This is a genomic window from Oxalobacteraceae bacterium OTU3CAMAD1, from assembly GCA_024123915.1.
Lineage (GTDB): Bacteria > Pseudomonadota > Gammaproteobacteria > Burkholderiales > Burkholderiaceae_D > Rugamonas.
This window is the reverse complement of the sequence record CP099650.1, coordinates 6521611-6541613: the sequence shown is the minus strand read 5'-3', so window position 1 is coordinate 6541613 and position 20003 is coordinate 6521611. Positions and strand designations below refer to the sequence as shown.

General features: G+C 63.3%; 17 protein-coding genes. 13 read left to right on the top strand and 4 right to left on the bottom strand.

Translation table 11 applies throughout. The features are described 5' to 3' along the window. The first annotated feature begins 52 nt into the window (after positions 1–52). From NHH88_27885 to NHH88_27860, 6 genes are all read left to right on the top strand, one after another. Entirely contained in the window at positions 53–1327 is a 1275-nt protein-coding gene (locus NHH88_27885) for a paraquat-inducible protein A (protein USX13434.1), read from the top strand. Continuing rightward, complete coding sequence (locus tag NHH88_27880; protein ID USX13433.1) at positions 1320–2951, top strand: MlaD family protein; 1632 nt, start codon at positions 1320–1322, stop codon at positions 2949–2951. Before NHH88_27885 ends, NHH88_27880 begins: the two co-directional genes overlap by 8 nt. A 5-nt stretch (positions 2952–2956) precedes the next feature. Continuing rightward, entirely contained in the window at positions 2957–3589 is a 633-nt protein-coding gene (locus NHH88_27875; protein ID USX13432.1) for a PqiC family protein, read from the top strand. A gap of 31 nt (positions 3590–3620) precedes the next feature. After that, positions 3621–4325: a phosphoglycerate mutase family protein gene (locus NHH88_27870; protein ID USX13431.1), complete on the top strand. Its 705-nt coding sequence runs from the start codon at positions 3621–3623 to the stop codon at positions 4323–4325. A 203-nt stretch (positions 4326–4528) separates the two neighbouring features. Next, positions 4529–6913 carry a DNA polymerase II gene (locus NHH88_27865; GenBank protein ID USX13430.1) on the top strand — a complete coding sequence of 795 codons (2385 nt, stop codon included), beginning with the start codon at positions 4529–4531 and terminating at the stop codon, positions 6911–6913. An 11-nt stretch (positions 6914–6924) separates the two neighbouring features. Further along, a complete protein-coding gene (locus NHH88_27860) occupies positions 6925–7719 on the top strand; it encodes an isocitrate lyase/phosphoenolpyruvate mutase family protein (protein USX13429.1) in 795 nt (264 codons plus the stop codon). Here the strand turns inward: NHH88_27860 and NHH88_27855 are convergent. Next, positions 7716–8135 carry a DoxX family protein gene (locus tag NHH88_27855; GenBank protein USX13428.1) on the bottom strand — a complete coding sequence of 140 codons (420 nt, stop codon included), beginning with the start codon at positions 8133–8135 and terminating at the stop codon, positions 7716–7718. The genes NHH88_27860 and NHH88_27855 overlap by 4 nt on opposite strands. 51 nt (positions 8136–8186) lie before the next feature. Then, positions 8187–9011, bottom strand: coding sequence for a pirin family protein (locus tag NHH88_27850; protein USX13427.1), 825 nt, complete (start codon positions 9009–9011; stop codon positions 8187–8189). Between the two features lie 120 nt (positions 9012–9131). Between NHH88_27850 and NHH88_27845 the strand changes: the two genes are divergently transcribed. Further along, the gene (locus tag NHH88_27845; GenBank protein USX13426.1) at positions 9132–10019 is read left to right on the top strand and encodes a LysR family transcriptional regulator; all 888 of its coding nucleotides are present in this window, start codon (positions 9132–9134) and stop codon (positions 10017–10019) included. A gap of 9 nt (positions 10020–10028) precedes the next feature. Here NHH88_27845 and NHH88_27840 read toward each other — a convergent pair whose 3' ends face one another. Next, positions 10029–10778: an SDR family oxidoreductase gene (locus NHH88_27840; protein USX13425.1), complete on the bottom strand. Its 750-nt coding sequence runs from the start codon at positions 10776–10778 to the stop codon at positions 10029–10031. Between the two features lie 517 nt (positions 10779–11295). Here NHH88_27840 and NHH88_27835 point away from each other — a divergent pair. The 4 genes from NHH88_27835 (at position 11296) to NHH88_27820 (ending at position 17036) form a co-directional block, all read left to right on the top strand. After that, a complete protein-coding gene (locus NHH88_27835) occupies positions 11296–12063 on the top strand; it encodes a PEPxxWA-CTERM sorting domain-containing protein (protein USX13424.1) in 768 nt (255 codons plus the stop codon). 259 nt (positions 12064–12322) lie between these two features. After that, complete coding sequence (locus NHH88_27830) at positions 12323–14560, top strand: TonB-dependent siderophore receptor (GenBank protein USX13423.1); 2238 nt, start codon at positions 12323–12325, stop codon at positions 14558–14560. Between the two features lie 112 nt (positions 14561–14672). Further along, on the top strand, positions 14673–15773 hold the full coding sequence (locus tag NHH88_27825) for an NADH:flavin oxidoreductase/NADH oxidase (protein ID USX13422.1): 1101 nt from the start codon (positions 14673–14675) through the stop codon (positions 15771–15773). 258 nt (positions 15774–16031) lie between these two features. Continuing rightward, the gene (locus NHH88_27820) at positions 16032–17036 is read left to right on the top strand and encodes an alpha/beta hydrolase (protein USX17454.1); all 1005 of its coding nucleotides are present in this window, start codon (positions 16032–16034) and stop codon (positions 17034–17036) included. A gap of 154 nt (positions 17037–17190) precedes the next feature. Here the strand turns inward: NHH88_27820 and NHH88_27815 are convergent, their stop codons facing one another. Beyond that, on the bottom strand, positions 17191–18084 hold the full coding sequence (locus tag NHH88_27815) for a LysR family transcriptional regulator (GenBank protein USX13421.1): 894 nt from the start codon (positions 18082–18084) through the stop codon (positions 17191–17193). Between the two features lie 163 nt (positions 18085–18247). On the opposite strand from NHH88_27815, the gene NHH88_27810 reads away from it, so the two are divergent. After that, entirely contained in the window at positions 18248–19447 is a 1200-nt protein-coding gene (locus tag NHH88_27810) for an MFS transporter (protein USX13420.1), read from the top strand. 163 nt (positions 19448–19610) lie between these two features. After that, positions 19611–19985 carry a cyclophilin-like fold protein gene (locus NHH88_27805; protein ID USX13419.1) on the top strand — a complete coding sequence of 125 codons (375 nt, stop codon included), beginning with the start codon at positions 19611–19613 and terminating at the stop codon, positions 19983–19985. The last annotated feature ends 18 nt before the right edge of the window (positions 19986–20003 follow it).

Below are 20003 nucleotides of genomic sequence, written 5' to 3'. Positions count from 1 at the left end.
TGCAATCAAGATTGCCGTATGATATGGAAATTATTGTCCATACGGCTAGCCTGTGCTTCGATACGAGTTGATCAGTTGCCATGACTGCGGGGTGCTGCACCAGTTCCGCCCCGTACGGCCGCGCGAAAAGGCGCGCTGCGTGCGCTGTGGCTCCGTTCTCTATCGCGGCATCCATTCGGATCCGAACCGCATGGCCGCCATCACCCTCGGCGCCATCGTCACCTTCCTGATCGCGCAGTTTTTTCCCATCGTCGAACTGCAAATCGGCGGCTATAGCACCAGCGCGACCTTGTTGGGCTCCATCCGCGTGCTTTGGCACGAGCAGATGCAGCTGGTCGCGGCGGTGGTGTTCCTGTTTACGATGCTGCTGCCGGCGGTGGAGCTGGGGGCGCTGTTTTACGTGACGATGGCGCTGCGCGCCGGCCGCCGTCCTCCCGGCTTCGATCATCTGCTGCGCGCCATCGGCGCGGCGCGGCGCTGGGGCATGACCGAGGTGCTGATGATCGGTATCCTGATCACTATCGTCAAGATGACCAGTCTCGCGCAGGTTTTGCTGCAACCGGGCTTGTTCGCTTTCGGCGTGCTGACCTTGATGCTGGCCATCGTGGTCTCCTTCGATCCCAAACACCTGTGGAATATCGGCGAGCATCTGCCGGGTCCCGGCGGTCCGCGGCCATCGCAACGTCAGTTTCAATACAAGGCGGTGCCAGGTGGCGCCCATCTCGAGGCCTGCCATAGCTGCGGCCTGGTGGCGTCGGTGCCGCGCAGCGCGCGCCATCAACGCTGCGAGCGTTGCGGCGCGGCGCTGCATCGGCGTCGCCCCGACAGCGTCGGTCGCACCTGGGCTTTTCTGCTGGCGGCCACCATCCTGTATATCCCGGCCATGCTGCTGCCGGTGATGTACACCGATTCGCTGTTCGGCAAAGAGGACGATACGATCATCAGCGGCGTCATGCTGTTCTGGAACAGCGGCTCGCAGGCGCTGGCGATCATCATTTTTGTCGCCAGTATCGTGGTGCCGGTGTTGAAACTGGCCGCGCTGTCGTTGCTGGCGCTGACGGCGCAGACCCGCTCGCGCTGGCGACCGCAGCAACGCACAGTGCTGTACCGGATCGTGGAGTTCGTCGGCCGCTGGTCGATGCTCGATATTTTTGTCATCACGCTGACGGTGGCGCTGGTGCGCTTCCAGACGTTGGCCGTGATCACCGCCGGACCCGGCGCGCTGGCGTTTTGCGCGGTGGTGGTGCTGACGATGCTGGCGTCGATGCAGTTCGACCCGCGCCTGATTTGGGATGCAACCGATTCAAATGGAGAACAACATGCCTGAAAACGAAGGCGGCCAGCCGCCCCTGCACGAGCCACATGTGGAGAAGGCCAGCCGCTGGCTGCCTTCGCTGGTGTGGCTGATTCCCCTGCTGGCGGCGTTGATCGGCGCCGGCCTGGTGGTCAAATCGTTCATCGACCGCGGCCCCACCGTGACGGTGAGCTTCCGTAGCGGCGACGGCCTGGAACCCGGCAAGACCAAGGTCAAGTTCAAGGACGTGGACATCGGCTTGGTTAAATCGATCTCGCTGGCGCGCGATCTGTCCAAGGTGCTGGTCACCATCGACATGAGCAAGGAGGCGTCGCGCTTCACCGCCATCGATACCCGCTACTGGGTGGTACGCCCGCGCATCGGTGCCAGCGGCGTGTCCGGACTCAATACCCTGCTGTCAGGCTCCTACATCGGCGTCGACGCCGGCAAGTCGGAGGAGACCAAGAGCGAATTCACCGGCCTTGAACAGGCGCCGCAAGTGGCGTTCGACGAGAAGGGCAGCTATTTCACGCTGCACGGCGAAACCCTCGGTTCGATCGACGTCGGCTCGCCGATCTTCTATCGCCGCATCCCTGTCGGGCAGGTGGCCGCCTACGATCTGGAGACGAAGGGGCGCGGCATCAACATGAAGGTGTTCGTCAAGTCGCCCTACGACCAGTACGTCGGCAAGGGCACGCGCTGGTGGCATGCCAGCGGCGTCGACGTACGGCTCGATTCCAACGGTTTCAAGGTCAACACGCAGTCGCTGGCGGCCTTGCTGGTCGGCGGCATCGCCTTCGAAAGCATGAACGGGCAAAAGCCCGTTACCGCCGCGCCGACCGGCAGCGAATTCCTGCTGGCGGCTGACCAGGCCAGCGCCCTGCGCGAACCCGATGGCGCGCCGATTACCACGGTGCTGTATTTCGACCAGTCGCTGCGCGGGCTGTCGCAGGGCGCCACCGTCGATTTCCGCGGCATCGTGCTGGGCGAGGTGCGCTCGGTGGGCGTGGAGTTCGATCCGGTCAAGAAGTCGTTCCGCATGCCGGTCACGGTGGATATGTATCCGGCCCGCCTGGGCCGCGCCTTCCAGAAGACCGTCGACGAGGATCAGCGCAACAGCGCCGGCTCGCAGGTGCTGGAGCGGATGGTGGCGCGCGGCCTGCGCGGCCAGCTACGTACCGGCAATCTGCTGACCGGCCAGTTGTATGTGGCGCTGGACTTCTTCCCCAACGCGGCGGCGGTCAAACTGGACCTGAGCAAGGAGACGGTGGAGCTGCCGACGGTCCCGAACAGCCTGGACGAACTGCAAACGCAGCTCGCCAGCATCGCGCGCAAGCTGGATAAGGTGCCGTTCGACGAGATCGGCGTGAATCTGCGCGATACGCTGAAGAGCGCCAATATCCTGCTCAAGCAACTCGATGCGCAAGTGGTGCCGGAGATGAAGGACACGCTGGGCGCGGCGCGCAAGACCTTCGCCACCGCCGACCAGATATTGCAGAAGGATTCGCCGGTGCAGTCCGATTTGCGCGAGGCCTTGCAGCAGCTGACGCAGACGATGCAATCGCTGAACGCCTTGTCCGATTATCTGGAACGCCATCCGGAATCGCTATTGCGCGGCAAAGGCAGCAAGCAGGATAAATTGGGAGAGAAGAAATGACGCAGATGATCAATCGACGCACCCGCCTTACTCGTTCGGCCCTGGCGATATCGGCGGCGGCGCTTGCGCTCGCGCTTTCCTTGGCCGGCTGCGCCAGCACGCCGCCCGAGCATTTCTACAGCCTCAGTAATGGCATGGGTGTGGCGCAGAAGGCCGATACGCCAGCCCCCGGCTACTACATCGAAGTGCCGGCGGTGACGGTGCCGCAGCAGGTCGCGCGCAACCAGATGGTGGTCACGACGGGCGCGGGCAGTATCGATCTGCTGGAGTACGACCGCTGGGCGTCGCCGCCGGCCGCGGAGATCGGCCAGGCGCTGTCGCTGGCGATTTCCGGCGAGCTGGGAACCATTGACGTGTTCCGCACACCGTCACCGGACGGTACACCGGTCTACCGCATCAGCACCAACGTGCAGCGCTTCGAGTCTGCGCCCGGCAAGTACGCGCTGATCGACGCGGTATGGAGCGTGCGGCTGGTGGGCGGCACCAAGGTGCTCACCTGCCGCAGCGTCGCCAACGAGGAGGTAGGCGCCGGCAACGACGCGCTGGTGGCGGGCCACCGCCGTGCCGTCGTGCGCATCGGCGCCGATATCTCCAAGGCCGTGCGCGCGCTCGCCGCCGGCGGCAACGCGGGGTGTTGAACGTACTCCTGAACTAGGAATCTGAAAATATATGGGACAAATTTACCTGGTGCGCAGCGGACAAGCGTCCTTCGGCAGCGCCAATTACGATCAACTGTCGGAGACGGGCTACGAGCAGGCGCGCCTGCTGGGAAGGTGGTTCGCCCAAGGCGGGCAGCCGTTTCACCGGATGATCACCGGCGGCATGGCGCGGCACCACCAGACCGCCGACGCCTGCCTGGCGCAGCTCACCGGACAGCAGGTGGAAGGTGCCGAGTGTCTCACCGACGCGGGCTTCGCCGAACTGGATCATCATGAAGTGATGCTGCGGCATTGCCCCGAGTTTGCCGATCCCGCCACCTTCCAGGAGTTGCTGTCCCGTTCAGCCGATCCGCAGCGGGCGGCGGAACAGCTGTTCCGAGGCGCTATGCAGCGCTGGATGACGGGCTGGCACGATGACCAATACGCCGAAGCCTGGCCGGATTTCCGCCGGCGCGTGGTGTCGGCGCTGGAGCGGCTCGATCAGCCGGACAGTAAGCGCACCACCATCGTTTTCACCTCCAGCGGCGTGATCGCGACGGTGATGCAGCATGTGCTGGGGTTCCAGGATTTTCAGGTGATGGAGATGACGTGGAAGGTGGCCAATTGCGCCGTCACCCGGCTGCTGCACCGTCCGGGCGAATTCGGTCTTAGTTATCTGAACAATTATTCGCACCTTGAAGAACCGGGGCGGCCCAGCGCCGTAACCTACCGCTAAAACGGACTACGGAATCTGCGAACAGAGGAAACACGTAGGGCGGATTAGCGCAGCGTAATCGGCCATTGGTGAGCCGCCGATGGCTCATCGATGGCCGATTACGGCGTTCCGCCTAATCCGCCCTACGTGGATCTAGAATTTATCCGCCGTTTCAGGCCGCTAATAACGAATGTTGACTGTATGAGCATACAGTATAATTAAGTATGCTTACCCCCCCAGATCCACCTTCACAGCAAGGATTTATCCTGACCCGCCATTGGCGCGACGCGCCCAATGGGACGGAGATCGAGTTTTGGCTGGCGACCGACGACGGCCCCAGGAAAATCCGGCTGACGATGCAGACCTCGGTGGCCTTCGCCGAGGCGCGGGAGCGCTCGGCCATCGAGGCGCTGCTGGACAAGGCGGACGGCATCGAGTTGCGTGAGCTGAAGCTCAAGACCTTCGAGCAGGAGCCGGTCATCGGCGTCTATTCGTCCCGCTACAAGCAACTGACGGCGCTGGAGCGCACCTTGCGCGACCACGGCATCAAGATGTACGAGGCGGATATCCGCCCGCCCGAGCGCTATCTGATGGAGCGCTTCATCACCGCCGGCGTGCAGGTCGAAGGAGGCCGCACCGATGGCGCCACCATCCGCGACTGCAAACTCAAACCCGCCCCAGACTACCGTCCCAAGCTCAAGATGGTGTCGCTCGATATAGAAACCAGCGCCTACGAGGACCTGTATTCGATCGCGCTCGAAGGCTGCGGCCAGCGCCAGGTGTACATGCTAGGCGCGCCGCCCGCAGAGGCGCCGGACGGGATCGACTTCGATCTGGAATACTGCGCCACGCCGCGCCAGCTAATCGAAAGGCTCAACGCCTGGATGGCGCTCCATGACCCCGATGTGCTGGTGGGCTGGAACGTGGTGCAGTTCGACCTGCGCGTGCTGCAGAAGAACGCCGACAAGCACAAAATCGCGCTGACCCTGGGCCGGGAGGGCAAGACCATCGAATGGCGCGAGCATCCCGGCAAGCAGGGATACATGTTCGCGCCGGTGGTCGGCCGCGTCGTCCTCGATGGCATCGACGCGCTCAAAGCGGCGTCGTGGATGTTCCCGTCCTTTAGTCTGGAGAACGTCTCGCAGGCGATGCTGGGCGAGGGCAAGGACATCGGCGATGTCTATGACAAGATGGCGGAGATCGAGCGCCGCTTCCAGGAGGACAAGCCGGCGCTGGCCCACTACAACCTGAAGGACTGCGAACTGGTCACGCGCATTTTCGACAAGGCCAACCTGCTGGCCTTCATGATCGAGCGCGCGACGGTGACGGGTTTGCAGGCCGATCATCTGGGCGGCTCGATCGCCGCCTTCGGCCACCACTATTTGCCGCGCATGCACCGCGAAGGCTATGTGGCGCCGAACGTGGGCGACATCTCGGGCGGCGCGTCGCCCGGCGGCTTCGTCATGGATTCCAAACCCGGCCTATACGACTCGGTGGTGGTGCTGGACTACAAAAGCCTGTACCCGTCGATCATCCGCACCTTCCTGGTCGATCCGGTCGGCCTGATCGAGGGCGAGATCGCCGAAGATCCGGCGACGATTGTGGAGGGCGTCAACGGCACCGTTTTCTCGCGCGAGAAGCACTGCCTGCCCGAGATCACCACGCAAATCTGGAAGCAACGCGACGCCGCCAAGCGCGCCAAAAACGAGCCGCTGTCGCAGGCGCTCAAGCTGCTGATGAATTCCTTCTGCGGCGTGCTGGGCGCGACCGAATGCCGCTTCTTCAATCCGCGCCTGGTCTCCTCGGTCACCCTGCGCGGACACCAGATGATGAAGCAGACCCGCGAGCTGGTCGAGGCGGAGGGCTATGACGTCATCTACGGCGACACCGATTCGATCTTCATCTGGCTCAAAAAAGAGTACAAGAACGCCGACGCGCTGGAAATCGGCCAACAGTTGGCCAACAAGATCAACGCGTGGTGGCGCGCCATGTTGAAGGACAAGCATGGCCTGGAATGCCATCTGGAGATCGAGTTCGACACGCACTTTCAGAAGTTTTTCATGCCGACGATACGCGGCACGGAAATGGGCAGCAAGAAGCGCTACGCCGGCCTGACCGTCAACGCCAAGGGCGAGGAAGAGGTGATCTATCGCGGCCTGGAAGTAGCGCGCAGCGACTGGACGCCGTTGGCGCAGCAGTTCCAGAAAGGGCTGTTCTTGCGTATCTTCAAGGACGAGCCGTACCAGGACTTCGTGCGCGACTACGCGCGCAAGACGGTGGCTGGCGATTTCGACGAGCTGCTGGTGTACCGTAAGCGGTTGCGCCACCGGCTGGATGAGTACAAGGTCAACGTGCCGCCGCAGGTGCGCGCCGCGCGCCTGGCCGATGAATACAATCAGTCGCACCGCCGTCCGCTGCGGTATCAGAACGGCGGCTGGATCAGCTACGTGATGACCACCGGCGGTCCGGAGCCGCTGGAGGCGATGCGCTCGAATATCGATTACGATCATTATCTGACCAAGCAATTGCAGCCGATCGCCGACTCGATCCTGCTGCCGATGAAGGACAGTTTTTCCAGCCTGACCACCTTACAAGCCAGTCTTTTTTAAAGGGAGCGACCATGGACGATTTCAAGAAGCTGCACGACGGTAGCAAGCTGCTGCACCTGCCTAACGCCTGGGATGCGGGCAGCGCGCGTTTGTTCGAGAGCCTTGGCGCGCCGGCCATCGCAACCACCAGCGCCGGTGTGGCCTGGGCCGCCGGTTACGCCGACGGCGACAACATGCCCGCCGATGTGGCCATCGCCGTCGCCGTCAACATCGCGCGCGTACTCACGGTGCCGTTGTCGGTCGATCTGGAAAACGGCTACTCCGACGATGCCGACGTGGTGGCGCAAAATGTAATGAAGCTGGCCGACGCCGGTGTGGCGGGCATCAATCTGGAAGATGGCCACGGAACGCCCGAGGCGCTTGCCGCGAAGATTGTCGCGATCAAGAAGCTGCTTGCCGCATCGGGCAAGGATATCTTCATCAACACCCGTACCGACGTGTATCTGAAAGGTTTGGCGCCGGAAGGAGAGCGGGTGGCGGAGGTGTTGAAGCGCGCCGCGCTCTACAAGGCGGCTGGAGCGGATGGTCTGTTCGTGCCGGGTATTTGTAAGGTCGACGAGATCAAGGCCGTCGTTGCCGCTGCAGGCTTGCCGGTGAATGCGATGGATTGGCCGGGCGTGCCGTCCGCCGATGAATTGCATAAGCTGGGCGTGCGCCGCTTGAGCGCCGGTTCCGGCATACCGCAGGCTTTGTGGGCCGTTGCCGCCGATATGGCGAAGGGTTTTCTGGCCACCGGCAGCGCCGGTCCGTTGGTGGACAAGGCGATGCCGTATGGCGAGTTGCAGGCGTTGTTTATCAAAGCTTAGCGAGTCGCCGGGACCAGCGCCTTCGCCCGGTTATCGAAGCTGTACGCACCGGCGCCGAAGGCCACCACTTGCAGCAAACCACCGGCCATCGCGAAGTTCTTCAACAGATGGATCATTTGATTCTGGTCGCCCACCGCGTTGTGGAAGGCCAGGCCGGTGACGATCGAAAACACCGCCAGCCCGGCCGCCACAAGGCGCGTCTTGACACCCAGGACCAACAATAAGCCGCCGCCCAGTTCAACGCCGATGGCGATCGCCAATGCCAGTGGCGCGAAAGGCAAACCGGTCGAGGCGATGTAACCCATCGTCGCGGCAGGCGCGGCCAGCTTGCCGATGCCGCTAAGGATGAAGATCGCCGCCAGCAGTACGCGGCCGATGACAGGGATGACGGAAGTATTTGGATTGATGGTGTTCATGGTATGTCCTTTCGAGGTTCAATTTAAGTGAGTTAGTTTTTGCAGCACTGCTTACATCAGTTTCGCGGAGCGCAGCTGCGCGCCGATACGTTGGATTTCGCTTTCGCCCTTGACCAGCGCGGCCTCGCTGGTGTGCACCGAGTAGTGGCCGGTCACCAGGTCGTACGGGTGCTTCACGGCCGAACCGAGGACGAATTCGGTGGCGCCTTCGGCGACGAAATCAATCGCCTCGTTCCCCTCGGCGAACACCGCGACCTCCTTGCCGATCGTGGTGCGGCCGGTGCGCAGCGCGCCGCTGGCGGCCGACACCCAGGCCACGTCATGGCCTGCGGGCGGCGTGTAGGTCCAGCGCTCGCCGTCGCTCAATTTCACATGCAGATAATTGATCGAGGCGCGTGGCCGGATGGCGCTGACGGCGCCGCCGTAACTGCCGATGATCACGCGCGCCGGACCCACGCTTTGCACTTGTTCAGGCGCCAGGTACTGGCTGTGTGCCGGACCGTTTTCATCTTCGGCCGGCAGTGCGAGCCACAGCTGGAAACCGGTCACGCTGCCGCCGGCCACCGGGCCGCCGTCGTGCCACACGCCGCCGCCGGCGTTCATCCATTCGACACCGCCGGCCGCCAGCTGGCCTTCGCTGCCGGTGGTTTCGCGGTACTGGATGGCGCCGTCCATGACGACGGTGACGGTGGCGATGCCCGAGTGCGGGTGCATCCCCATCATGTGGCCGCTCGTAGCCTCCATATGGAACAGGTCGAGGAAGACGAAAGGCTTGATCAGCTGGCCGACGTCGCCAGGGCTCACCAGGCGCGTGATGCCGCCACGGCTGTGGCCCGCAGTGCGGTGAATCAGATTGCGTTGAGTTGGCTGGTTCATATACGACTCCTTGTTTTGTTTGCGGCACACGTTTGTCAGTGCATGGAATGAATCATAGATAGCGCTGATCCATCTGAGAAGCCTATATAATTAGATGTATAGTATCCAAGGAACAGATATATGCTTGATGCGATGTCGCTGGACCAGTTGCGCACCTTTATCGCCGCAGCGGAGGAGGGGAGTTTTTCGGCCGCCGGCCGCAAGCTGCGCCGCGCGCAGTCGGTAGTGAGCACCACCCTGGCCAATCTGGAGCAGCAGATCGGCTTCCCGCTGTTCGAGCGTACCGGGCGCTATCCGCAACTGACGGAGGCGGGCAGGGCGCTGCTGTCGCAGGCGCGGCAGGCGGTCGACAGCATGGATGCGTTCAAGGCCCGGGCGCGCACCCTGGCCGAGGGGCTGGAGCCGGAACTGGTGGTGGCGGTGGATGTGATGTTTCCGATAGCGACGCTGACGGCCGCCGTGCAGGCGTTTCACCGGGCCTTTCCCGGCACGCCGCTGCGCTTGTACGTGGAAGCCTTGGGCGCCGTGCTGCAGCCTCTGCTGGACGGCAATTGCAAGGTGGCGGTCATTGGCAGCTTGCCGGATATCCCGGACGGCTGCGCATCGGAATTTTTGCTCAGCGTGGCGGCGGTGGGCGTGGTCGCGCCCAGTCATCCGCTGGCGGCGTTGCCGACGCCGATACCCCGCGCCGCCGCTGCGGAACACGTGCAGCTGGTGCTGACGGACCGCTCCAGTCTGACGGCGGGACGTAACTTCGGCGTCATGTCGGCCAAGACCTGGCGTCTCGGCGACCTGGGCGCCAAGCACGCCTTCCTGCGGGCGGGACTGGGCTGGGGCTATATGCCGCTGCACATGGTGGAGGAGGAACTGCGCGACGGCAAGCTGGTCGAGATCCGCCTTGAGGGCCAGCCCGCCATCGGGTCGGGCTTCTCCATGCACGCGCTGCACATGAAGGAGTTCCCGCCCGGTCCCGCCGGCAGATGGTTCGTCAACCAGCTGAAGCTGTAGCAGCCGCCTTTAGAACATGCTAGCCGTAGGCCGGACGATGATCTCGCTCACGTCGACGTCGGCCGGCTGGTCGATGGCGAACTGGATCGCGCGGGCGATCGCCTCCGGCTTGATCGAGATCTGGCGGAAGGCGCGCATTTCCTCGCGGCCGCCGGCGTCGGAAATCGAATCGGCCAGTTCGGACTCCACTACGCCCGGCGACACCACCGTCACGCGAATGTCGCCGCCCACCTCCTGCCGCAATCCCTCGGAAATCGCCGCCACCGCGAACTTGGTGGCGCAGTACACGGCCGCAGTCGGGCTCACCGTGTAGGCGCCGATCGACGCCAGGTTGATGATCTGGCCGCTGCGCTGTTTCTGCATCAGCGGCAAGGTTGCCGCGATGCCGTGCAACACGCCGCGAATATTCACGTCGATCATCCGGTTCCACTCGTCGACCTTGAGCGCCTCCAGTTTCGACAGCGGCATCACGCCCGCGTTGTTGATGATCACATCGACACGGCCGTGACGGTCGACGGCGGCGTCGACGAAGCGCTGCATGCTTTCCTGGCTGGTCACATCGAGCGTGTAGACGCTGGCCGAGCCGCCCGCCGCGGCGATCTCGACGGCCAGCGCCTCCAGCCGTTCGGTGCGGCGCGCGCCCAGCACCACGTGCATGCCCTGGGCCGCCAGATGCTTGGCGGTGGCTTCGCCGATGCCGCTGCTGGCGCCGGTGATGAGGACGACTTTTTTCGATGCGTTGTGGATTGCGTTGTTCATTTTGAGCTCCTTGTGGTTGAAGTGCGATGGAGCCAGTATGCGGAAATAGACGTGCCGCGAAAATATCGGATCGTCCATCTCCCTTGCCTGATCCTCCAAAACAGCTGAGCGGTGGCCTCGTACCAGTTTGTAGCGAAATAGAAACATTCCAACGACATACTTGCGGCGACTAAACGCGCGGGTTTTAGTTTTTCCAAACGGACAAATTTGCCCTTCACGGCAAATACTTCCTCATAGGGAATTGGCTACTTTTAATCGTCTTCTGAAACTTTTTGTTACAGTTTCTTGTCGGAATGTCACATATTTCCACAGAAACTTGGTTACATTTCCCTTACAAAATAGTTTCATGCAAGCTTTGACAGTGGAGGTCGCCAAACACAGAATCGGTCTCACACCCACTTAAGAAAACATTAATTCTGATGTGTTCCGAACCCGGCGTCCGGCCAACCGCCAGCCGCCGGAAAAGCGGGTGTGGTGTTAGCGCTATCTCTCTAACTGTCTGATAAAAGGAAGACTCATGACTTTGAATAAAGCAATGATGGCATTGACGTTATCGCTGGCCGGTGGCTTGGCGATGGCCGCGCCAAGCTCCTCGTTCGTCGATTTTTCCAACGGTGCGCAAGGGTGGGAAGGCATGCAGCCGCTGAATGGCGCGGGCGGTTCCGGCATCAACCCCAACCTGGGCAACGGGGCGCCGGCTTTGCATACCGTGATGGAAAACTTCGGTATCGGCTTCAGCAACAACACCAACCAATCCTACCTGGGCGACTACGGCAAACTTGGTAGCGTCACCATCGGCCTCGACGTGATCGCCAACTCGATCCGTTACTTCGGCCAGGAAGTGTCGCGTCACATGGTTGTCGAACTGCGCGACTACGGCAACACCCCGCAGGGCATGCCGTACACTAGCGTTTGGTACGATCTGGGCACCATCGACTACACCAAGGGTTGGCAACACCTGTCTGTAACTATCGGTGATACAACGTCGACCGCTTTGCCGACCGGCTGGGGTGGCTACGGCTCGTCCGACGATGCCGCCGGTCCCGGCTTGCCGCCAGGCCGCAGCTTCGCCGACGTGCTGTCGAGCGTCGATGAGCTGGTCTTCACCACGTATATGCCCGGCTATATGTACGGCTTCACGGACTTTGATGTAGCCGTCGACAATATCTCTGTCAGTGCGGTGCCGGAGCCATCGACCTACGCCATGATGCTTGGCGGTCTTGGCATGGTCGGCTGGATGAAGCGTCGCAAGTCACGCGCGGCCTCGTCGGCTAAGGCGGCCTAAGCGTCGTCGCTGTCGGCTGAAAGCCGTCGATTGAATCGGAGAGTGGGGCCCCGCTTTCCGATTGCACGATTCTACAAACCTGTTGCCCCTTCCCATGGCGTCCGATACGGTTCCCGCTTGCGCTACTGACAATCAGTCACTAAAATGCGAATGATTCTCATTTATTGAGCAGGCATCAAACATATCAATCAGAACTATCAGCCAGGCGCACCACTCTCCCAGCCAGATAACAATCCGCCGTTATACAAAGGGAGTGGTAATGCGATCAAAGAAGTTAGAGGCTGGTGTTCCGGATAGTCTGTCGACCCAGCCTGTCGACGCCGTGTGGCGTCCACGCATGATGTCGATGGCGGTTGCCGGGGCGCTAGCGGTGTTCGGCGTCAATGACGCACTGGCGGAAGACAAGGCCGCCGACGCGGCCGCGGCCGATTCCGCGCCGATCCCGACCGTGCAGATCACGGGGCAGGCCGGGCCGGGCGACACCACCGAAGGCACCGGTTCCTATACCACCCGCAGTATGAACACGGCCACCCGCCTGGACATGTCGGTGCGCGAGACGCCCCAGTCGATCAGCGTCGTTACGCGCCAGCAGATGGACGACCTGAACCTGCAATCGGTCGAGCAGATCGTCAATATCACTCCCGGTCTGTCGCTCAACCGTAACGGCACCGACCGCACCAGCATTTATTCGCGCGGCTTCGCCATCTCCAACTTCACCGAGGACGGCCTGACCATGGCCAGCGAGAGCGACACGCTCGGCTTCGCCACCCTGGCGATATACGACCGCATCGAAGTGCTGCGCGGCTCGGCCGGCATGGCGATCGGCGCGGGCACGCCGGCCGGCACGCTCAACTTCGTGCGCAAGCGTCCGACCGCCGACACCCGCGTCGCGCTCACCGGCAGCGTCGGCCGCTACAACGATTATCGCGGCGAGGCCGACGTCAGCGGCGCCCTGAACGCCGCCGCCACCTTGCGCGCCCGCGCCGTGCTGGCCTACCAGGACACCGACACCTTCATCTCCAACTACGGCCACAAGCGCAAGCTGGCCTACGTCACAGCCGACGCCGACCTGTCACGCGACACCACGCTCAGCGTCGGTTTCCACTACAACCAGGAAAAGAACAACGGCTCCACCTGGTACGGCTTGCCGACGTCGCAAACCGGCGCCTTCCTGCCGCTGGACCGCTCGGCCAGCAACGCGCCGGACTGGACCTCATGGGACAAGACCAACACCCGCGTCTTCGCCGAGATCGAGCACAAGCTGGGCGGCGGATGGAAGGCCAGGCTAGCCGGCCAGGCGCTGACCGACGATATGGATTCGGAGGTGGTCGGCATCGGCCGTGTCCGTGGCACCGAGCTGTTCCGCTTCATCGCCGCCGACAACTTCATCTACGACCGCGAGCAGCGCAGCTACGACGTGCAAGCCTCCGGCCCATTCAGCTTGCTGGGCCGCCGACACGAAATCGTCTTCGGCGCCAACTACCGCAACCGCCACACGTCCGACAAGGGTTTGCAGTCGGTTCCGGCGTACGACTATGTGTTCGACCCGGTCAACTGGGACAGCAGTGCGCCGCAGCGTCCCGTGATGGACGATTTCTACTACGGCCAGGCCGTCAAGCTGAAGCAGCAGGCCGTCTACGCCACCGCCCGCTTCAGCCTGGCCGATCCCTTGTCGCTGCTGCTGGGCGCGCGCGTGGACTGGTACGACTACGCCTTGCACAACACCTTCACAGGCGCGCGCTCGGGCTACAAGATCGACAATGAAAAGACGCCGTACGTGGGCTTGGTCTACGACGTCAACGGCACCTATTCGCTGTATGGCAGCTGGACCAGCATCTTTAATCCACAAAGCGCGGTGGACCGCGACGGCGTGCTGCTCGACCCGGTCACCGGCATCAACATGGAGGCCGGCGTCAAGGGCGAATACTTCGGTGGCGCGCTCAATGCCTCGGCGGCCGTGTTCCGCATCAAGCAAAAGAACCTGGCCAACGCCTTGCCTGTCGGGCAATGCTCGCCGGGCGTGCTGTCCTGCTCGGAATCGACGGGGGAAGTGCAAAGCGAGGGCGTCGAGTTGACCCTGGCCGGCGAGCTGGCGCCGGACTGGCAAGCCAGCGCCGGCGTTACCCTCAACTCGGCCAGGTACTCCAAGGCCCAGGGCAGCAACAAGGTCGGCGCGCGCTTCGCCGCCGAGCGCCCGACGAGGTTGCTGCGTTTAGCGACCAGCTACCGCCTGCCGGGCAATCTGAACGCCTGGCGCGTGGGCGCCGCCGTGCGCGCGCAGAACCGGATTTTCCGGACCAATGTGCCGATCCGGCAAAGCGGCTACGCGATCGTCGATCTGAACGCCGGCTGGCAGGCCACCAAACAGCTCGATGTGAGCTTGAGCGTGACCAACCTGTTCGACCGCAGCTACTACCAAAGCATCTCCGCCTTGGACAGCGGCAACGCTTTTGGCGATCCGCTGAGCTACAACGTAACGGCGAGGTATCGTTTCTAATGCGTTCCGTGTGAACGCTCACGCCCTGGTCTTTAGTAAGAGATGAAACGTGAGAGATGAAATTTTCAGCCATGACATAATCGCTGGATTCTCCACTACCGAAGGGCACGGCGTGAGCAAACTCTTTTCCTCCTTTAAAATCGGGCCGCTGGAGCTGCCCAACCGCATCGTCATCGCGCCGATGTGCCAGTATTCGGCGGAGCAGGGCAGCGCCACCGACTGGCATCTGATTCATTTAGGAAATCTGGCGCTGTCCGGCGCCGGTCTGCTGATTCTCGAAGCCACCGCCGTCTCGCCCGAGGCGCGCATCTCGCCCGCCGACCTGGGCCTGTACACCGACGACAACGAGCAGGCACTGGCCCGCGTGCTCGAGGCGGTCCGCAAGCATTCGGACATGCCGGTCGGCATCCAGTTGGGCCACGCGGGACGAAAGGCTTCCTGCGCCGCGCCATGGGACGGCGGCGGGCAACTGGCGGCGGACGCGGGCGGCTGGACCACCGAGGCGCCGTCCGCAGTGCCGTATGCGGACATGGACCGCCCGCCCGTGGCGCTGGACGACGCCGGCCTGGCGCGCGTGCGCGAAGCGTTCGCGCAGACCGCGCGCCGCGCCGCCCGGCTGGGGCTGGACATGGTCGAGGTGCACGCCGCGCACGGCTATCTGCTGCACCAGTTCCTGTCCCCGCTGTCCAACCAGCGCACCGACCAATACGGCGGCTCGCTGGAGAACCGCATGCGCTTCCCGCTGGAGGTGTTCGACGCCGTGCGCGCCGCCTTCCCGGCGGATAAACCGGTCGGCGTGCGCATCTCCGCCACCGACTGGGTCGAAGGCGGCTGGGACCTGGCGCAAAGCGTTGCGTTCTCCAAAGCGCTCGCCGCGCGCGGCAGCGCCTATGTGCACGTGTCGAGCGGCGGCTTGTCGGCGCTGCAGAAGATCGACGTGGGGCCGGGCTACCAGTTGCCGTTCGCGCAGGAGATCAAGCGCCAGGTCGAGGTGCCGGTCATCGGCGTTGGCATGATCACCACGCCGGAACAGGCCGAGACGGCGATCCGCGACGGCAGCGCCGACCTGGTGGCGCTGGCGCGCGGCATCCTGTACGACCCGCGCTGGCCATGGCACGCCGCCGCCACGTTGGGCGCGCAGGTCAAAGCGCCCAAACAGTACTGGCGTTCGCAACCCTCGGCGTACAAGAATTTGTTCGCGACCGGGAAGTGATTTACTTGAAAGCGAACCTGCCGCTGGATTAGCCTCCGCTCGATTCATGCGCGCCATGCATAAAGGCATTCGGGTTCGCGGTCTATATCCCGGCCCTGGTTGAGACTAAAGTCATCTCATCGACGATTACTCAAACAGGAGCACGGCATGAACGATATCGACATCCCGACCGACCACGGCACCGAAGAAAACGAAGGCCTCGATCTGAGCCGCCGCAACATGGTGAAGCTGACCGGCGCCGGCGCGGCCGCGCTGGCGATGACGTCGGTGATCGGCGGCGCGGCGCTGGCGCAGGACATGTCCAACGGCGCCGATAACTTCTACACCAGCGACAAGGTGACCGTGCAGAAGGTCTCCTTCAGGGACCAGTATCAGATGAAGGTCGGCGGCAATCTGTTCATCCCGCGCACCCTGCATCGCAACGCCAAAAGCGCGGCCATTATCGTTGGCCATCCCATGGGCGCGGTCAAGGAGCAAAGCGCGAATCTGTATGCGACCAAGATGGCGGAGCTGGGCTTCGTGACGCTGTCGGTCGATTTACCTTTCTGGGGCGACAGCGAAGGCAAACCGCGCAACATGGTGTCGCCGGAGATGTACGCGGAGGCGTTCAGCGCCGCCGTCGATTTCCTCGGCACGCAGCCGTTCATCGACAGCAACCGGATCGGCGTGCTGGGTGTGTGCGGCAGCGGCAGTTTCGTCATCAGCGCGGCCAAGATCGATCCGCGCATGAAAGCGATTGCCACCGTCAGCATGTATGACATGGGCGCGGTCAACCGCAACGGCCTGCGGCACGCGCAGAGCGTCGAGCAAAGGAAGCAGATCATCGCCGAGGCGGCGCAACAGCGCTATGTGGAATTCAAGGGCGGCGAGATGCGCTACACCGGCGGCACCACCCATGTGCTCAACAGCGATACGCATCCGATCCAGCGCGAGTTCTATGACTTCTATCGCACCAAGCGTGGCGAGTTTACGCCTAAAGGTTCGTCGCCGCTGTTGACGACGCATCCGACGTTGAGCAGCAACGTCAAGTTCATGAACTTCTATCCGTTTAACGACATCGAGACGATCTCGCCGCGTCCGATGTTGTTCATCACCGGCGACCAGGCGCATTCGCGTGAGTTCAGCGAGGAGGCGTACAAGCTGGCGGCCGAGCCTAAGGAGATTGTCATGATTCCGGGGGCGGGACACGTGGATCTGTACGACCGCACCAAGCTGATTCCTTTTAATAAGCTGAGCAACTTCTTCACGCTGCATTTGAGATAGGGCGCCGCCGACGGCGCGAACATGGCCGATTACGGCGTTCCGCCTAATCCGCCCTACGTGTCTCCGTGGCTGATCCTTGGTAGCTGAATAGAGGAGGATCCACGTAGGGCGGATTAGCGCAGCGTAATCCGCCAATGCGTGATCCGTCGCTCACTTAACCTTGGTAGCGCAGCGCGTCGATGACCAAGGTGAAGGCGCGCGATGGATGGCGCCTCGACAGATAGTAGGCGTGCAAACCCGGGAACGGGCGGCACCACTCCTTCATCACGCTGACCAGCCGCCCGTCCCGAACGTATGGTTCGGCGAATTCCGCCGTCACAAACGCCAAGCCGACACCGCTCACCGCCGCGTTCAGCATTTGATACACGCTGTTGAAGGTGGCCTGGCCGCTGACCTTCACTTCGATGGGCCGGTCGCCGTCGCACAGCTCCCACGCGTACACGCCGCCGTTGGATGACAGGCGCAAGGTGATGCAGTTGTGCTGCAACAGCTCCTGGGGGGAGGTCGGTATGGCGCGCCGCTTGAAGTAGTCCGGCGATCCCACGATCGCCATCGGCGCGTCGGCCGTCAGGCGCACGGCGATCATGTCCTGCTCGACCTGGTCGCCCCAGCGCACGCCGATGTCGAAGCGCTCGGCCACGATGTCGTGCATCCGGTAGTCGGAGTTGATCTCGATGCGCAGGTCGGGGTATTGCGGCAGCAGGTGGGCCACGCGCGGCCACAGCACGCTGTCGATGATGTGATCGATGGCGGTAATGCGGATCAAGCCCGCCGGGCTGCCGCCAAGGTCGCTGATGGCGGCGATCTCCGCCTCGATCTCGGCGAAGCGCGGCGCCACGGTCTCCATCAGCCGCTCGCCGGCCTCGGTCGGGGCGACGCTGCGGGTGGTGCGCGCCAGAAGTTGCACGCCCATGCGCGCTTCCAGCCCGCGCACGATATGGCTCAGCCCCGACTGCGACATGCCCAGTTTGGCGGCCGCTCGCGTGAAACTGCGCTCGCGCGCCACCTCGAGGAACACAAGAATGTCGTTGATGTTTTCGCGGGCCATGGGGTCGCTTCCGGGTGGAGTGATCTTGCATTCTAGCAGTTGGACCGCGCCGCCCGGATGGCTGCGATTGATGATTTTCCTGCATAAACCCTAGCAAATCCGCATGGCGTGCGGGCCCGTCAATGCCGCTACCATGCCCGATTGGATTCGAAAGACAAGAACTATGGATATCGCCAGCAACTCCCTGCCCAAGCAGTCTTTCACCGGCCAACCCGCCTGGAGCGCGGTCGGCGCGATGGCCATGTGCGTGGCGCTGCTGATCGCATCCGAGTTCATGCCCGTCAGCCTGCTGACGCCCATCGCCAGCGACCTGGGCGCCACGCAGGGCATGGCCGGGCAGGCGATCTCCATCTCGGGCCTGTTCGCGGTGGTGACCAGCCTGCTGATTCCGGCCGTCGCCAGCCACTTCGACCGCCGCCACGTGCTCATGGCGTTGACCGGCGTGATGCTCGCGTCGCTGGTGCTGATCGCCTGCGCGCCCAATTTCGCCGTGCTGATGGTGGCGCGCTCCCTGCTGGGCATCACCGTGGGCGGATTCTGGGCCCTGGCCACGGCCACGGTGATGCGTCTGGTTCCAGCCGAGTCAATTCCCAAGGCACTCGGCTTGATGTACACGGGTAATGCCGTCGCGGCGGCGTTCGCCGCGCCCATCGGCAGCTACTTCGGCGCCATCATCGGCTGGCGCGGTACGTTCTGGGCGTTGGCGCCGTTCGTCGTCGCCAACCTGGTGTGGCAGTGGATCAGCTTGCCGTCCATGCCGCCGCAGGCGGCCAATCCGGTCGGCAACGTACTCGGGTTGCTGAAGCGCCCGAATGTGGCGTTCGGCATGGCCGGGGTGATGCTGTCGTTCGCCGGGGCGTTCGCCACGTTCACCTACCTGCGGCCTTTCCTGGAGACCTACACCGGGGTGACGGTGCCGCAGCTGTCGATGCTGTTGCTGGGGCTGGGCGCGGCCGGTTTTCTCGGCACCTACGCCGCGACGGTCATGCTGGGCAGCCATCTGTATGGCTTGTTGCGCTGGCTGCCGCTGGCGCTGGGCGCCGTCACCCTGGCGTTGCTGGCCGTCGGCCATGTGTTCTGGGCGGTGGCGCTCGCGCTGGTCGCCTGGGGCGCGCTGAACGCGGCGATTCCGGTGGCGTGGTCGACCTGGCTGAGCAAAGGCATCGCCGACGAGCCGGAGAGCGGAGGCGGCCTGCTGGTGGCGGCGATCCAGCTGGCCATCATGCTCGGCGCCGCGCTTGGCGGCGTGCTGCTGGACCACCTGTCGATCACGGCCACCTTGATCGGCGGCGCGCTCATGCTCGGGATTTCTTCGATCGTCGTTGGCGGCGGCGGCCGGCTCAAACCACGCGGGACCGCCTGATGCGCCGGCCCACATAGCTCGTTCCGCCGCTTTTGTTGCCCGATCCTGCGCCGGCCGGTCCTTTTGATAGGCGGCCGGCCACCTCGGCACTAGAATCCATCCAAGGACCCAGATGCGACCGCACACACTATTTTTTTCATTGACGACTATGGCGATGGCTCTTATGGCGGCCGCTCCCGCGCACGCCCAACAAATCCGTATCACCGTGGACGGGCAGGTCATCGCCGCGACCTTGGCGGACAACCCGACCACGCGCGACTTCATCTCCAGGTTGCCGCTCACGCTGACGCTTGGCGACTATGCCGGCACCGAGAAAATCGTCTACCTCGATCGCAAGCTGTCCACCGCCGGCGCGCCTGCCGGCGCCACGCCGACGGTGGGAACCATCGCCTATTACGCGCCGTGGGGCAACCTGGCCTTCTACTACAAGGATTTCGCCTACTCGCCGGGACTGATCCCGCTGGGGCGCGTCGACACCGGTCTGGCCGTGTTCAAGCGCGCAGGCGACATCAAAGTAAAGATCGAGCTGGCCGAATAGCGCTGCCCGTATTTCCCC

Excerpts from the sequence above, each read along its gene's own strand:
- NHH88_27880 (USX13433.1), top strand. The coding sequence starts at position 1,320 with ATGCCTGAAAACGAAGGCGGCCAGCCGCCCCTGCACGAGCCACATGTG.
- NHH88_27875 (USX13432.1), top strand. The coding sequence starts at position 2,957 with ATGATCAATCGACGCACCCGCCTTACTCGTTCGGCCCTGGCGATATCG.
- NHH88_27870 (USX13431.1), top strand. The coding sequence starts at position 3,621 with ATGGGACAAATTTACCTGGTGCGCAGCGGACAAGCGTCCTTCGGCAGC.
- NHH88_27865 (USX13430.1), top strand. The coding sequence starts at position 4,529 with ATGCTTACCCCCCCAGATCCACCTTCACAGCAAGGATTTATCCTGACC.
- NHH88_27860 (USX13429.1), top strand. The coding sequence starts at position 6,925 with ATGGACGATTTCAAGAAGCTGCACGACGGTAGCAAGCTGCTGCACCTG.
- NHH88_27855 (USX13428.1), bottom strand. The coding sequence starts at position 8,135 with ATGAACACCATCAATCCAAATACTTCCGTCATCCCTGTCATCGGCCGC.
- NHH88_27850 (USX13427.1), bottom strand. The coding sequence starts at position 9,011 with ATGAACCAGCCAACTCAACGCAATCTGATTCACCGCACTGCGGGCCAC.
- NHH88_27845 (USX13426.1), top strand. The coding sequence starts at position 9,132 with ATGCTTGATGCGATGTCGCTGGACCAGTTGCGCACCTTTATCGCCGCA.
- NHH88_27840 (USX13425.1), bottom strand. The coding sequence starts at position 10,778 with ATGAACAACGCAATCCACAACGCATCGAAAAAAGTCGTCCTCATCACC.
- NHH88_27835 (USX13424.1), top strand. The coding sequence starts at position 11,296 with ATGACTTTGAATAAAGCAATGATGGCATTGACGTTATCGCTGGCCGGT.
- NHH88_27830 (USX13423.1), top strand. The coding sequence starts at position 12,323 with ATGCGATCAAAGAAGTTAGAGGCTGGTGTTCCGGATAGTCTGTCGACC.
- NHH88_27820 (USX17454.1), top strand. The coding sequence starts at position 16,032 with ATGACGTCGGTGATCGGCGGCGCGGCGCTGGCGCAGGACATGTCCAAC.
- NHH88_27815 (USX13421.1), bottom strand. The coding sequence starts at position 18,084 with ATGGCCCGCGAAAACATCAACGACATTCTTGTGTTCCTCGAGGTGGCG.
- NHH88_27810 (USX13420.1), top strand. The coding sequence starts at position 18,248 with ATGGATATCGCCAGCAACTCCCTGCCCAAGCAGTCTTTCACCGGCCAA.
- NHH88_27805 (USX13419.1), top strand. The coding sequence starts at position 19,611 with ATGGCGGCCGCTCCCGCGCACGCCCAACAAATCCGTATCACCGTGGAC.